This is a genomic window from Amycolatopsis pretoriensis, from assembly GCF_900107925.1.
In the GTDB taxonomy this organism is placed as follows: domain Bacteria; phylum Actinomycetota; class Actinomycetes; order Mycobacteriales; family Pseudonocardiaceae; genus Amycolatopsis; species Amycolatopsis pretoriensis.
Genome location: NZ_FNUJ01000002.1, coordinates 139,213 through 153,294, shown reverse-complemented (window position 1 = coordinate 153,294; position 14,082 = coordinate 139,213). Strand labels below are relative to the sequence as shown.

Genomic DNA, 14,082 nt, shown 5'->3' with positions numbered 1-14,082 from the left:
AAGGCATGCCGGGACAACGGATGCTGGCGCGCGTGGCCGTGGGACTGACCGCTTCGGCCGCGACGGTGGTCTTCGCGACCATCGGCACCGCGTCGGCGAGCGTCGAGGTCACCAAGCTCACCCAGGCGCAGGCGGCGTTGCAGCTGTCCGCCGCCGGCGTGACGCACTCGTCGAGCGGGGGCTGCACCACGCGGTCGAACTCGACCTGCACGTCCTACGAGCAGATCAACCAGACCACGGTCACCGGCGTCATCACGCTGAAGCGGGCCAGCGGCTGCGCGATCAACATCACCGGCGGGACCGAGGTCGGCCACGCGTCGGGCACCTACAGCCACTACAACGGCTACAAGGTGGACATCTCGCACAACAGCTGCATCGACTCCTACATCAAGAACAGCTTCGGCTACATCGGGCTGCGCGGTGACGGCTACCCGCAGTGGAAGGCCGGCTCCGGCAACCTCTACTGCGACGAAGGCAACCACTGGGACATCACGTACTACACCTGCGGCTGCTGACTTTCCCCGGCCGGGGACCTGCCCGTTTCGAGGGCTGCGGGCAGGCCCCGGTTACCGGCCGCTACCACGGGGTACCTCTCCGGGGTGGAGGTGAGGAGATGACTTCGCACAGCACCCCGGCCGGCAAGCAGCGGACCGCCGTCATCGGCGCCGCCGCGGGCTTCGTCCTGCTCGCCGGTCTCTACCTCGTGCTCGCCCCCTGGGTCACCGGCTTCGGCGGGGCGGGCGTGCTCGCGTTGAGCAACACCGTCGTCGGCCTGGTCCTGGTCGCGTTGGCGATCGCCCGCACCGCGACGCGGCGCCTGCGGTTCCTCGGCTGGGTCGTCCCGGTGCTCGGCGCGTGGGCGGCGCTTTCGCCGTGGCTGCTGCGCTCCACAGCGGAGACACAGCCGTCGACGGCCGCCCTCGTCGGCAACGTGGTCGCCGGCGCGGTGGTCGTCGTGGCGGGCGTGGTCGTGCTGGTCCGCGGCGACTGACCGCGCAGCGGGGGAGATGAGCCCACCGCGCCGGTGTTCGTACGGTCGATCGCATGACCCTCGCGGAATCGGCGCGGCCGGACTCCGTCGCCCGGCAGGCGGACCCCCGCCGCCTGGCGGCGCTCGTCCTGCTCTGCGCGGCCAACTTCATGGTGATCCTGGACGCCCAGAGCGTGATCATGGGCGTGCCGGTGATCGCGGCCGACCTCGGGCTCTCCCCGGTCGAGGCCCAGTGGATCCTTTCGGGCAACCTGCTGACGTTCGGCGGCCTGCTGCTGCTCGGCGGCCGGGCCGCGGACCTGCTCGGCCGCCGCCGGCTCTTCATGGCCGGCACCGCGCTCTTCCTGGTGGTGTCGCTGCTTTCGGCGCTCGCCACCGCCGGTCCGCTGCTGCTCGCCGCCCGGGCGCTGCACGGGGTGTCCGCGGCGCTGATGGCCCCGACGGCGCTGGCGATCCTCACCGACACGTTCCCGGAGGGCCGTGCGCGCAACCGGGCGCTCGCCGTCTGGTCGGGGATTGCCGCGCTGGGCGCCACGATCGGCCTGCTGCTCGGCGGCGCGCTGCTCGACTGGTTCGGCTGGCAGAGCCTCTTCTACGTCAACGTCCCGGTCGCCGTGCTGATGCTGGTGCTGAGCCCGGTGCTGCTGCGGGAGAGCCGGGACGCCTCGGCGCACCGCACCTTCGACGTCGCGGGCGCGGTCCTCAGCACCGTGGCCCTGGGCCTGCTGGTGTACGTGCTGGTCGAGGCACCCGAGCGAGGCTGGACCAGCTTCTCCACCCTCGGCCTCGCCGTCGTCTTCCTCGCGCTGACCGCGGCGACGATCGTCGTCGAGCGGCGGTCGGCGGCCCCGCTGCTGCCCGCCCGGCTGTTCCGTTCGGCGACCGTGCTCGGCGGCAACGTGCTGACGGTGCTGGTCGCGATGCTCGCCTTCGGCATGTCGGTCGTGCTTTCGCAGTACTCGCTGGGCGTCCTCGGCTACACGCCGATCGTGTTCGGGCTGAGCCAGTCCGCGATGCCGATCGCGTCGGTCATCGGCGCGTACGCCGCCCAGGCCGCGCTGGCCCGCCGGGGCGTCCGGCCGGTCGCCGTGACGGCGTTGCTGCTGCTGGCCGTCGGCAGCGTCCTGCTGACCGGCCTCTCGCCGGAAGGCAGCTACCTGACGACCGTGCTGCCCGGGCTGCTCGTGTTCGGGCTGGGCCTGGGCATCGGTCCGGTCGCCCTGGTGGCCGCGGCGCTGACCGGCGTCACCCCGGCCGACGCGGGCATCGCCTCGGGGATCAACGTGGCGGCCTTCCAGGTGGGCGGCGCGCTCGGGGTGGCGGTCGTGTCGACGGTCCTCGCGTCGAACGCGGCAGCCGGCCCGCTCGCCGGGTTCCACGCGGGGATGTACGCCTGCGGCGGGATCGGCGCGGCCGGCGTGCTGGTCGCGTTCTTCCTGCTGCGGGGTGCCCGCCGCGGGCGGCTGACCGCCGTGCCCCGGGTGCACTGAGCTTTCAGTTCCCGACGAACACCCAGTCGCCGGCTCCGGGCCGGTAGGGGCCGGCGGCCCGCTTGGCGACGACACCGGGCAGGCCGTGCTGGCGGCTGGCGCCGAGGACGTCCTCGCCGCCGCCGGCGAAGTAGCGGGGGACCTGCCAGTGGCGATCGGTCACGGGCAGGTCCGCCAGCAGCTCGCGGCGTTCGGTGTAGGGCAGGTCCAGGGTCGGCCGGCCGTCGAGGTGCAGGACGTCGGAGGCGAAGTAGAACACCGGGCAGTGTGCCTTGAGCCGCTTCGCCGCGGCGCCGTCGGCCCGGCGGCGCTCCTCGAGGCCCTGGGCGTGGGGCTTGCCGTCCTTGATCACGACGACTTCGCCGTCCAGCAGCACTTCCGTCGACCCGAGCTCTTCGCCCAGCTTGTGGAGGTCCGGGTAGCGGCCGGTGACGTCGGCGCCGGTGTCGTCGTGCGCGGTGACGCGGCCGCCGGAGACGAGCAGCATCGTGCGCAGGCCACCCCAGGCGAATTCGTAGGCCCAGTCGTCGTCCTCGGCCGGCAGCTCGCCCGGGACGGCGAGCATCGGTTCGAGGAACTCGGGGGCGTCTTCGTGCCCGGGCTCGGCCGGATCGAGCCGCCGCAGCATCCAGTCGCGGTCGTCGTCGGCGTTGTGCCGGTTGAGGAAGAGGTACTTGCCGCGCGCCCGCTCACCGTGGAAGACGACCTCGACCTTGTGGTCGTTCCAGTGCAGGGTTTCGTACTTCCCGGTGTCCCACACGGTCATCCGGCCGCCGCCGTATTCGCCGGCCGGGATCTCGCCTTCGAAGGTGAGGTACTCCATGGGGTGGTCTTCGGTGTGCACCGCGAGCCGGTTCACCCCGGGCGCGAGCGGCAGCCCGCGCGGGACGGCCCAGGACACGAGCACGCCGTCGCGTTCGAGGCGGAAGTCCCAGTGCAGCCGGGAAGCGTGGTGTTCCTGGATGACGAAGAGGTCGTCGCCCCCGGGTTCCGGCGGGCCGTCGGGCCAGGGTTCGGGAGTGCGGTCCTGGCCGCGCTTGCCGCGGTACTCCTCGAGTTTGTCGGCCATCGCCGCCCCGGTATCCCTTCCGCTGGAGAGCGTTCAGGATACCGGGGGACGACGTCAGTCCGTTTCCGCCATGGCTTCCGCGAACTGCGCCGCATACAACCGCGCGTAAGCGCCGCCGCTGCTCAGCAGCGTCTCGTGGTCGCCGTGCTCCACGATCTGCCCGTGTTCCATCACCAGGATCACGTCCGCGTCGCGGATCGTCGAGAGGCGGTGGGCGATCACGAAGCTCGTGCGCCCGCTGCGCAGCGAGTTCATCGCCCGCTGGATGAGCACCTCGGTGCGGGTGTCCACCGAACTGGTCGCCTCGTCCAGGATGAGGATGACCGGCTTGGCCAGGAACGCCCGCGCCACCGTGATCAGCTGCTTCTCGCCCGCGCTGACCGTGCCGCCCTCGTCGTCGAGGACCGTCTCGTAGCCGTCCGGCAACGTCCGGACGAACCGGTCGACGTGCGTCGCCTTCGCCGCTTCGATGATCTCCTCGCGGCTCGGGTCGTCCGCGCCGTAGGCGATGTTCTCCGCGATCGTGCCGCCGAACAGCCACGCGTCCTGCAGCACCATGCCGGTCTGGTCGCGCAGGTCCTCGCGGTTCATCTTCGCGATGTCGACGCCGTCGAGCGTGATCCGCCCGCCGTCCAGCTCGTAGAACCGCATGAGCAGGTTGACCAGCGTCGTCTTGCCCGCGCCGGTCGGGCCGACGATCGCCACCGTCTGGCCGGGCTCGACCGTGAGCGACAGGTCGTCGATCAGCGGCTTGTCCGGCAGGTAGCGGAACGAGACGTCCTGGAACTCGACGCGCCCGCGGATCACGGCGGGCCGCTCCGGGTGCTCGGGCTCCGGCCCCTGCTCCTCGGCGTCGAGCAGCGCGAACACCCGCTCGGCCGAGGCGACGCCGGACTGCAGCAGGTTCGCCATGCTGGCGATCTGCGTGACCGGCTGGCTGAACTGGCGCGAGTACTGGATGAACGCCTGCACCTCGCCGAGGGTCAGGCTGCCCGAGGCGACGCGCAGCGCGCCGATCACGGCCACCAGCACGTAGCTCAGGTTGCCGATGAACATCATCGCCGGCTGGATCATGCCGGAGATGAACTGCGCCCGGAAGCTCGCCTCGTACAGCGTGTCGTTCTGCTTGTCGAAGATCGCCGCGGACTCCTCGCGCCGGCCGAACACCTTGACCAGCGAGTGCCCGGTGTACATCTCCTCGACGTGCGCGTTGAGCTTGCCGGTCGTCGACCACTGCTTGATGAAGTTCGGCTGCGCCCGCTTGCCGATCTTCGCCGCGACGACCGCCGACAGCGGCACCGTCAGCAGCGCGATCAGCGCCAGCAGCGGCGAGATCAGGAACATCATGATCAGCACGCCGATGACCGTCAGCAGCGACGAGACGATCTGCGAGAGCGTCTGCTGCAGCGACATCGCCAGGTTGTCGATGTCGTTGGTGACGCGGGAGAGCACCTCGCCGCGCGGCTGGCGGTCGAAGTACTTCAGCGGCAGCCGCGAGAACTTCGCTTCGACGTCCTCGCGCAGCCGGTACACCGCGTGCTGCACCAGCGTCGTCGTCAGCCGGGCCTGGATCAGCCCGAAGAACGAAGCGATGATGAACAGTGCCAGCACGACCAGCAGGATCTGCCCGACCTTGTCGAAGTCGATGCCCACACCGGGCACGAGGTCGACGCGGCTGTAGATGTCGGCGAGCGTGCCGTCGCCGCGGGCCCGCAGCCCGGCGACGATCTGCTCCTTGGTGACCCCCGGCGGCACCTGCTTGCCGAGCACACCGGCCAGGATCGCGTCGGTGGCCTGGCCGAGGATCTTCGGCCCGATCACGGTCAGCGCGACGCTCGCCGCGCCGAGCACGAGCACGCCGATCAGGTGCAGCCGCTGCGGGGCGAGCATGCGCAGCAGCCGCTTGAGGGACCCCTTGAAGTCGAGGGCCTTCTCCGGCGGCGCGCCGCCGGCCATCCACCGGCCCGGACCGGACGTCGCCGCTCCGGTGTTCTTCTGCCGTTCGGCGGTCGGCCGTTCCCCGGCCTCGGTGACCGCCTTCGGTGATTCCGTGGTGCTCACGCCGCCTCCTGCTCGGTGAGCTGGGACAGCACGATCTCACGGTAGGTTTCGTTGCTGTCGAACAGTTCGTGGTGGGTACCCGTGCCGACGACGCGGCCCTCGTCGAGGACGATGATGCGGTCGGCGCCGCGGATGGTGCTGACGCGCTGGGCGACGATGATCACCGTCGCCTCGGCGGTTTCGGACACGAGCGCGCGGCGCAGGGCCGCGTCGGTCGCGTAGTCCAGTGCCGAGAACGAGTCGTCGAAGAGGTAGATCTCCGGCTTGTGCACCAGCATCCGCGCGATCGCGATCCGCTGGCGCTGGCCGCCCGAGACGTTCGTGCCGCCCTGGGCGATCGGCGCCTCCAGGCCTTCGGGCATCGCTTCGACGAAGTCCTTGCCCTGGGCCACTTCCAGCGCGTGCCACAGCTCTTCGTCGGTGGCGTCCGGGTTGCCGTAGCGCAGGTTGCTCGCCACCGTCCCGGCGAACAGGTACGGCTTCTGCGGCACCAGCCCGACCGCCCGGGCGAGCACCGCCGGGTCGAGGTCGCGCACGTCGACGCCGTCGACCTTGACCGTGCCGCGCGTGGCGTCCATCAGCCGCGGGATCAGGTTCAGCAGCGTGGTCTTGCCGGTACCGGTGGACCCGATCACGGCGGTGGTCTCACCGGGGCGCCCGAGCAGCGAGATGTCCTGCAGCACCGGCTTCTCCGCGCCGGGGTAGCGGAACTCGACCCCCGAGAGCTCCAGGTGCCCGTGCACCGCGCCGGGGCGGATCGGCGACACCGGCGGCCGGACGCTCGACTCGGTGTCGAGGACCTCGCTGATCCGCTCGGCGCTGACCTCCGCGCGCGGCACCATCATGAACATGAACGTGGCCATCATGACGGCCATCAGGATCTGCAGCAGGTAGGACAGGAACGCCGTCATGGCCCCGATCTGCATGCTGCCGGAGTCGATCCGCTGCCCGCCGAACCACAGCACGGCGACGCTGGAGGCGTTCATCACCAGCATGACGATCGGGAACATCAGCGCCATCAGGCGCCCGACCCGCAGCGACACGGTGAGCAGCTGGTCGTTCGCGACGTCGAAGCGCTCCCGCTCGTGCTTGTCGCGGACGAACGCGCGGATCACGCGGATGCCCATGATCTGCTCGCGCAGCACCTGGTTGATCCGGTCGATCCGCTCCTGCATCAGCCGGAACGCCGGGCGCATCTTGGTGATGATCGCGCCGACCGCGATCGCCAGCACCGGCACGATCACCAGCAGCAGCGAGGACAGCGGCACGTCGAGGTTCAGCGCCAGGATGATCCCGCCGACGCACATGATCGGCGCGGACACCATCAGCGTCAGCGTCATGACCACGAGCATCTGGATCTGCTGGACGTCGTTGGTGGTGCGGGTGATCAGCGACGGCGTGCCGAACTGGCCGACCTCGCGGGCGGAGAAGTCCTGCACCCGGTGGAAGACCCCGGACCGGATGTCGCGGCCGACCGCCATCGCGGTGCGGGCACCGTAGTAGACCGCGCCGATGGAGCCCGCGATCTGGGCGAGCGTCACGGCCAGCATCACCGCGCCGACGCGCAGGATGTACTCCATGTCGCCCTTGATCAGCCCGTTGTCGACGATGTCGGCGTTGAGCGTCGGCAGGTAGAGCATGGCGATCGTCTGCACCAGCTGGAGCAGCACGATCACCCACAACGTGGTCTTGTACGGGCGCAGGTGCGCACGCAGGAGCTTGACTAGCACAACGGTTCCCCCAGTGGTGTGGTGGTGGTGTTCGGTCCGGGTGACGGTGCGGTGCCGCCGGTCAGGGTGGGCATCCCGGCGGCCAGCTCGTCCAGCAGCCGTTCCAGGGTCGGGAGGAACGGCTCGCCCTCGGTCATGAACCAGTTGACAAAGGCGACGCGGACGGCGCTTTCCACCGTGGAGGCCATCAGCCGGCACAGGAGGTGGTCCGCCCCGCCCGCCCGCTTCGCGATGGTCTCGGCGAGGACGCGTTCGACCGCCGCGTGGGCGTTGAGGAACTCGCCGCGCAGCATGAGCTGGCCCATCAGCTCCCGGATACGCGCAACATACGCGCGATCCGGCTCGCCCTCACGCGAATATTGGTGGAGCACCGCCTGCTTGACGGACTCCCAGAGCGGCTCGCCCTCCGGCCGCGCGAGCAGGGCTTCGCGCATCCCCTCGTGCCGGTCGACGACCACCGAGCAGACCGCCTGCTCCTTGCTGGAGAAGTAGTTGTTGAATGTGCGGGGCGAGACCCCCACTTCGGTGGCGATGTCCTCGACCCGCACGTTCTCCAGCCCGCGGTCCATCGAAAGCCGCAACGCGGCCTGCGCGAGCGCCCGGCGGGCCTCGCGCTTCTTGCGTTCCCGCAGCGTCAGCTTCGGTGGCTCCTCCGGCGGCATGAACGGAGTGTAGCGAAAAACTTGCGTGCCCCGCAAAAAAGTGCGGGGCACGCAAAAATCCGGGCGAACCGGACACGGGTGGATTCCGTCGTGCGGGGCCGCCCGGCCTGCGGTATCGGACGTCGTGTGCGTTCCGTTGCGGGGCGCAAATTGCAAAAATGGACCGATTGGCCTAACGCACTGCGCTCACCAGGAGCTACGCCCCGAAAATCCGCTCACTGCGCGCGATCGCGCGGGGACCGGCTGTGGACATCTGGCGAGCCTTTCTGCTTGCATGTCGGGCATCGCCGCCCGGGGGTCGGCGTCGCGTACTCGTTTTCCGCACCTGAGCAAGGAAGAAGTGGGACCACATGGCGAGCCGGGCCCGGGAACTCCTGGATCGATCACGCGTCCTGCTGGACCGCTCGCGGGTCGCCGCCGCGCAGTACCTCACGGCGCCGCCGAAGCACCCCGGGCACGCGCCCGCCGCGGGGCCGGCGATCGCGCAGCTGACGCCGCCGGTGGTGGCCGGGCCGGCGCCGGCGGACGACGCCGTGCTGGCCGAGATCTGCGCCAGCGTGGCCCTGCGTGACCTGAACCTGCTCGACCAGCTCCTCGCCCGGCTCGAAGAGCTGGAGGCGGGGGAGGAGGACCACCACCGCCTGGCTGAGCTCTACCAGCTCGACCACCTCGCGACCCGGCTGCGCCGCAACGCCGAGAACCTGCGCGTGCTGGCCGGTCAGGAGACCGCCGACGACGCCGCCCGCGCGACGACGGTGCTCGACGTCATGCGCGCGGCGATGTCCTCGATCGACCACTACGCCCGGATCACCATCGGGCGCGTGGTGAACCTCGGTGTCGTCGGCTTCGCCGCGGAGGACCTGGGGCGGGTGCTCGCGGAGCTGTTCGACAACGCCGCCAACCAGTCTTCGCCCAGCTCGCCGGTGAACGTCAGCGCGCACCTGACCGAGCAGGGCAGCGTGCTCGTCCGGATCGAGGACGAGGGCATCGGCATCCCGGCCGACCGGATCGACGGCCTCAACGCGCGGCTCGCCGCCGGCGGCGACCTCGACGACGCCGCGGCGCGGCACATGGGCCTCGCGGTGGTCTCGCGGCTCGCCGCCCGCCACGAAGTCACCGTGCGGCTGGACCGGCGCAGCCCGCACGGCACGGTGGCCACCGTGCTGCTGCCCACGGGCATCGTCACCGAACTGGCCGAAAACGCCTGGTCGGGCACCCGGACCGTCACGGTCGAACCGGTGCCGGCGCCGGAAGGCGAACCGGCCGCGGTCGGCGGGCTGCCGCGCCGCCGTCCGGGAGCCTTCCCGGCGGCGGAGGAGCCGGTGCGGGCGGTGCCGCGCAAGCCGAGCCCCCGCCCGCGTCCGCTCGAGACCGGCGGCACCACGGCCAACGGCCTGCCGCGGCGCGTGCCCGGCAGCATCCGCGGGGCCGCGCCCGAACCGCCACCACCGCCCCCGGCCGCCGAACCCGCGGCGAACGGGCATGAGCAGCTGCTCGCCGACCTCGGCGCCTTCGCCGACGGCGAGCGGGCCGCCCTCGCCGAGAACCACCGTGCCCAGCAGGACGAGACGCCCGGAGGAACCGCCTCGTGAGCGCCCCCCACCCCGCCCCGGCGGACTTCGCCTGGCTGCTCGACGACTTCGTGCGCAAGGTCCACGGAGTCAGCCACGCGCTGATCATGAGCGTGGACGGCTTCCCCCTCACCGCGTCCGACTCGGTCGGCGAAGCCGAGGCCGAACAGCTCGCGGCGATCGCCAGCGGCCTGCTCTCCCTCGCCGGCAACAGCGCGGCGCTGTTCGGGAAGGGCAGCTGCGAGCAGATCATCATCCGCCTCACCCGCGGCTACTTCCTGTTCATGGGCATCGGTTCCGGTGCCGGGCTCGCGGTGCTGACCTCGGGCGAGGCGGACATGAAGGTGGTCGCCTACGAGATGACCCAGTTCATCACCAACGCCGGCCACGCGCTCACCCCCGAGGTGCGCGCCGAACTGCGCCAGGTGCTCACCGCGCGCCGCCCCCAGGTGTGATGAGAGTGCCCGACGAGGATGTGATCTCAGTGTCCGAGAAGGACACCGCCTTGCCGAGGCGCAGCCGCCGGATCCGCGCGTACGCGCTCACCGGCGGCCGCACCAGCACCCGGCACCAGCTGCTGGTGGAGACCCTGGTCTCGGTCCCGCGGTACGACCCCGCGCTGAGCGGCACGCTGATGCCCGAGTCGCGCTCGCTCTACGAACGCGCCCGCGCGCGGTGCTCGATCGCCGAGCTGTCGGTCGGGCTCGACCTGCCGCTGGGCGTGGTGCGGGTGCTGATCGGCGACCTCGCGTCCCAGGGCGCGGTGTTCGTCCACCCCACCGCGCACGCTTACCACCACGACACCAACGTGCTCGAGAGGATCCTTGATGGGCTCAAGCGGCTCCCCGCCTGAGGGCGATCTGCTGACGATCTCCGCGAAGATCGTCGTCGCCGGGGGCTTCGGTGTCGGCAAGACCACGTTCGTCGGCGCGGTGTCGGAAGTGCCGCCGATGAGCAACGAGGCCTGGATGACCGAGGCCGGCGAAGGCGTCGACGACATCCCGCCCGGTGGCAAGTCGACCACGACGGTGGCGATGGACTTCGGCCGGATCACGCTGCGCCCGGACCTGCTGCTGTACCTGTTCGGCACGCCGGGCCAGGCGCGGTTCTGGTTCCTCTGGGACGACCTGAGCCGGGGCGCGCTCGGCGCGGTCGTGCTGGTCGACACCAGCCGGATCGACGAGTCGTTCGCGGCGATCAACTACTTCGAGAACGACTCGGACCTGCCGTTCGTCGTCGCGGTCAACCAGTTCGAGGGCATGCCGGTGCACGACCTCGACGAGGTCCGCGACGCGCTCGCGCTCGACCCGAGCGTCCCGCTGGTCACCTGCGACGCCCGTGACCGCGCCTCGACGATCGCCACCCTGACCGAGCTGGTCAGCCACACGCTGTCGCTGGCCGTGCTCTCCGGCCCGGCGGGCCGCGAGCTCGCCGGCAGCGCCCCGCACGCCTGAACGAGGAGAGAAGAGCTTCATGCGCAAGGTCCTGATCGTGGGCGCCGGGCAGTCCGGGCTGCAGCTGGCCCTCGGGCTGCTGGCGAAGGGCTACGACGTCACCGTGATGTCCGCGCGGACGCCGGAGGAGATCCGGAACGGGCGTGTGATGTCGACGCAGTGCATGTTCCACGACGCGCTGCAGCACGAGCGGGACCTCGGCATCAACCAGTGGGAGGCCGACACCGTCAACGTCGAGGGCCTCGGTGTGTCGGTGGCCGCGCCGGACGGCGGCCGGGCGCTCGACTGGTTCGCCGAGCTGGACCACATCGCGCAGTCGGTCGACCAGCGGGTCAAGATGGCGGGCTGGCTGGAGCTGTTCGAAGACCGCGGCGGCAAGCTCGTCATCCACGGCGTGATGACGTCCGAACTGGACGCCCTGTCCCGGCTCTACGACCTGGTGATCATCTCGGCCGGCAAGGGGGAGCTGGTCCAGCTGTTCGACCGGGTGCCCGACCGCTCGCCGTACACGAAGCCGATGCGCGCGCTCTCGCTCGCCTACGCCCACGGCGTCCGGCCGCGCCCGGAGCACCCGGACAAGATGGCGGTGCGGTTCAACATCGTTCCCGGCGTCGGCGAGCTGTTCATGATCCCCGCGTACACGCTCAGCGGGAACTGCGACATCCTCTTCTTCGAGGGTGTCCCCGGCGGGCCGCTGGACTGCTTCGACGACCGCCCGGGCCCGGCCGAGCACTTCGGGCGGATCCTCGACCTGATGAAGCGGTTCGTGCCGTGGGAGTACGACCGGTGCCGCGACGCCGAGCTGACCGACGCGAAGGCCACGCTGGCCGGCGGCTACACGCCGGTGGTGCGCCGGCCGGTCGGCACCCTGCCGGGTGGGGCGATCGTGCTGGGCATGGCCGACGTCGTCGTCGCGAACGACCCGATCACCGGCCAGGGCTCGAACAACGCGAGCCACTGCGCGGCCACCTACCTCGACGCGATCGTCGAGCGCGGTGACCGGCCGTTCGACGCCGGGTGGATGGACGCCACGTTCGAGCGCTACTGGGAGTACGCCCGGCACGTCACCGAATGGACCAACGCGCTGCTGCTCCCGCCGCCCCCGCACGTGCTCCAGATCCTCGGGGTGGCCGGCCAGAACCCCGCGGTCGCGCGGCGGTTCGCGAACGGGTTCACCGATCCCACGGACTTCCAGAACTGGTTCCTGGATCCGGTGAAATGGGAGAAGTACCTGGCAGAGGTCTAGATCGGACTGTCGCCGGGGGACGATTCGGGCTACGGTGGTCACGTAGCGTGAAGGGCGACCCCGGAGGTGCGTGGCATGCGGGCGATGTGGAAGGGCTCGGTGTCGTTCGGGCTGGTGAGCATCCCGATCCAGCTCTACGCGGCCACCGAGAACAAGAACGTCTCCCTGCGCCAGGTGCACGAGGCCGACGGCGGCCGCATCCAGTACAAGCGGTTCTGCACCATCGACGGCGCCGAGGTGCCCTACGCCGAGATCGCCAAGGGCTACGAGCTGCCCGACGGCGAGATGGTCGTCATCACCGACACCGAGATGGCCGACCTGCCGCTGCCCACCCAGCGCACGATCGACGTGCTGGAGTTCGTGCCGCTGGAGTCGATCGACCCGATCCAGTACGACCGGACGTACTACCTGGAGCCGCAGAAGAACGCGGTCAAGCCGTACATCGTGCTGCGCGACGCGCTGCACAAGTCCAGCCAGGTGGCCATCGCCAAGGTCGCGGTGCGGCAGCGGGAGAGCATGGCCGTGCTGCGGGTGCACGCCGACGTGCTGGTGATGACGACGATGCTGTGGCCGGACGAGGTCCGCGAGCCCGACTTCCCCTTCCTGCGCGACGACCCGCCGCAGATCCGGCCGCAGGAGCTGACCATGGCCGGCTCGCTGATCGACTCGCTGGCCGAGCCGGTGTTCGAAGCGGAGAAGTACCACGACCACTACCGCGAGGCCCTCGAGGAGATGATCGAGGCGAAGGTGGCGGGGGAGGAGACGACCAAGCCCGCCGCGGTCACCGCGAAGGCCGACGTCGTCGACCTGATGGCCGCGCTGCAGGCCAGTGTGGACGCCGCCAAGAAGTCCCGCGGCGCCAAGTCCTCTTCGGAGGAGTCCGATGAGGACGGCGAGCCGCCCGCGAAGAAGAAGCCGGCCGCGCGGAAGCGGGCGCCGAAGTCGGCCTGATCCCCGGACGGGTGGTCGCGGCGACACGCCGTCGTCCCCGTCCCGCGTCCGCGGGGTTCCCGGTGGTACCAAGGGATTATGGAATGTGCTTCGTGTGACGCGGGCATCGACCACTGCCACGGCACGCTCGTGGTGCACCCGGAAGGCGGGTTCACCGAGTGCACCGATGCGGCCTGTTCGGACGGTGACCGGGTCCGGCACGGCCTGATCGTCGACTGCCAGGCACTCGGCTCCGGCTGCGATTGCGCCGCCACACCCGGGAAACCCCTGCTGCGAAAAGCTTCCTGAGCCTCCCGCCAGGATCCGTGAAGGCCTCTCCGGCGCCCGCCGGGGAGGCCTTCACGGTGTCCACAGGGGTATGGACGTAACACGATCGTGTATGCAGCTGTGTACACGGGCTTGGCGATGTGCTAACACTTACGGGGGTCCTTCGGCTCTCCCTCCCCCTCGGAGCCGGAGGACCCTTTTCGTGTCCGCTCTCGATTGGTCAGCGGCTGATGTACAGTTCAGCTCGTGGTGACCGGTGAGACGCGTGAATCGGCGCTGGCCCGGATCGGGCGCGCCCTCGCCGACCCGACCCGCTGCCGGATCCTGACCGCCCTGCTCGACGGCCCGGCCTACCCGGGGCGGCTGGCCGGCGAACTCGGGCTGAGCCGCTCGAACGTCTCGAACCACCTGTCGTGCCTGCGCGGCTGCGGGCTTGTCGTGGCCGGCTACGAAGGCCGTCAGGTGCGCTACGAAATCGCCGACGCCCACCTGGCCCGCGCCTTGAGCGAGCTCGTCCAGGTCGTGCTGGCGGTCGAGCCGCGGGAAGAGTGCGATCCGGCATGACGGACGCGTGCTCCGACGGCTGCCAC

14 protein-coding genes are annotated in these 14,082 nt (G+C 70.6%); 10 read left to right on the top strand and 4 right to left on the bottom strand.

What is annotated here, in order from left to right:
- Positions 1-5: 5 nt before the first annotated feature.
- The 3 genes from BLV96_RS07555 to BLV96_RS07545 all read left to right on the top strand — a co-directional run bounded on the left by BLV96_RS07555 (position 6) and on the right by BLV96_RS07545 (position 2,481).
- Entirely contained in the window at positions 6-515 is a 510-nt protein-coding gene (locus BLV96_RS07555) for a hypothetical protein (protein ID WP_086678167.1), read from the top strand.
- Positions 516-613: 98 nt separating this feature from the next.
- Positions 614-991, top strand: coding sequence for an SPW repeat protein (locus tag BLV96_RS07550; RefSeq protein ID WP_086678168.1), 378 nt, complete (start codon positions 614-616; stop codon positions 989-991).
- A 53-nt stretch (positions 992-1,044) separates the two neighbouring features.
- Positions 1,045-2,481 carry an MFS transporter gene (locus BLV96_RS07545; RefSeq protein WP_086678169.1) on the top strand — a complete coding sequence of 479 codons (1,437 nt, stop codon included), beginning with the start codon at positions 1,045-1,047 and terminating at the stop codon, positions 2,479-2,481.
- A 4-nt stretch (positions 2,482-2,485) separates the two neighbouring features.
- Here BLV96_RS07545 and BLV96_RS07540 read toward each other — a convergent pair whose 3' ends face one another.
- Genes BLV96_RS07540 through BLV96_RS07525 form a run of 4 tightly spaced genes read right to left on the bottom strand, consistent with a single transcriptional unit; the run spans position 2,486 to position 8,003 of the window.
- Positions 2,486-3,550 (bottom strand): DNA polymerase ligase N-terminal domain-containing protein, encoded by a 1,065-nt coding sequence (locus BLV96_RS07540; protein WP_086678170.1) that lies wholly within the window; start codon positions 3,548-3,550, stop codon positions 2,486-2,488.
- Positions 3,551-3,604: 54 nt separating this feature from the next.
- Positions 3,605-5,611: an ABC transporter ATP-binding protein gene (locus BLV96_RS07535; protein WP_086678171.1), complete on the bottom strand. Its 2,007-nt coding sequence runs from the start codon at positions 5,609-5,611 to the stop codon at positions 3,605-3,607.
- Entirely contained in the window at positions 5,608-7,341 is a 1,734-nt protein-coding gene (locus BLV96_RS07530; protein WP_086678172.1) for an ABC transporter ATP-binding protein, read from the bottom strand. The genes BLV96_RS07535 and BLV96_RS07530 overlap by 4 nt, the downstream gene beginning before the upstream one ends.
- Positions 7,335-8,003 carry a TetR/AcrR family transcriptional regulator gene (locus BLV96_RS07525; protein ID WP_086678173.1) on the bottom strand — a complete coding sequence of 223 codons (669 nt, stop codon included), beginning with the start codon at positions 8,001-8,003 and terminating at the stop codon, positions 7,335-7,337. Before BLV96_RS07525 ends, BLV96_RS07530 begins: the two co-directional genes overlap by 7 nt.
- A 350-nt stretch (positions 8,004-8,353) precedes the next feature.
- On the opposite strand from BLV96_RS07525, the gene BLV96_RS07520 reads away from it, so the two are divergent.
- From BLV96_RS07520 to cmtR, 7 genes are all read left to right on the top strand, one after another.
- The gene (locus BLV96_RS07520) at positions 8,354-9,595 is read left to right on the top strand and encodes a sensor histidine kinase (protein WP_086678174.1); all 1,242 of its coding nucleotides are present in this window, start codon (positions 8,354-8,356) and stop codon (positions 9,593-9,595) included.
- A complete protein-coding gene (locus tag BLV96_RS07515; protein WP_086678175.1) occupies positions 9,592-10,029 on the top strand; it encodes a roadblock/LC7 domain-containing protein in 438 nt (145 codons plus the stop codon). Before BLV96_RS07520 ends, BLV96_RS07515 begins: the two co-directional genes overlap by 4 nt.
- A complete protein-coding gene (locus BLV96_RS07510) occupies positions 10,029-10,427 on the top strand; it encodes a DUF742 domain-containing protein (RefSeq protein WP_208608170.1) in 399 nt (132 codons plus the stop codon). Before BLV96_RS07515 ends, BLV96_RS07510 begins: the two co-directional genes overlap by 1 nt.
- Positions 10,402-11,028, top strand: coding sequence for a GTP-binding protein (locus BLV96_RS07505; protein ID WP_086678177.1), 627 nt, complete (start codon positions 10,402-10,404; stop codon positions 11,026-11,028). Before BLV96_RS07510 ends, BLV96_RS07505 begins: the two co-directional genes overlap by 26 nt.
- A gap of 19 nt (positions 11,029-11,047) precedes the next feature.
- Positions 11,048-12,274, top strand: coding sequence for a styrene monooxygenase/indole monooxygenase family protein (locus BLV96_RS07500; RefSeq protein ID WP_086678178.1), 1,227 nt, complete (start codon positions 11,048-11,050; stop codon positions 12,272-12,274).
- 75 nt (positions 12,275-12,349) lie between these two features.
- The gene (ku, locus tag BLV96_RS07495) at positions 12,350-13,225 is read left to right on the top strand and encodes a non-homologous end joining protein Ku (RefSeq protein ID WP_086678179.1); all 876 of its coding nucleotides are present in this window, start codon (positions 12,350-12,352) and stop codon (positions 13,223-13,225) included.
- A 513-nt stretch (positions 13,226-13,738) separates the two neighbouring features.
- A complete protein-coding gene (gene cmtR, locus BLV96_RS07485) occupies positions 13,739-14,056 on the top strand; it encodes a Cd(II)/Pb(II)-sensing metalloregulatory transcriptional regulator CmtR (RefSeq protein ID WP_086678181.1) in 318 nt (105 codons plus the stop codon).
- Positions 14,057-14,082: the final 26 nt, after the last annotated feature.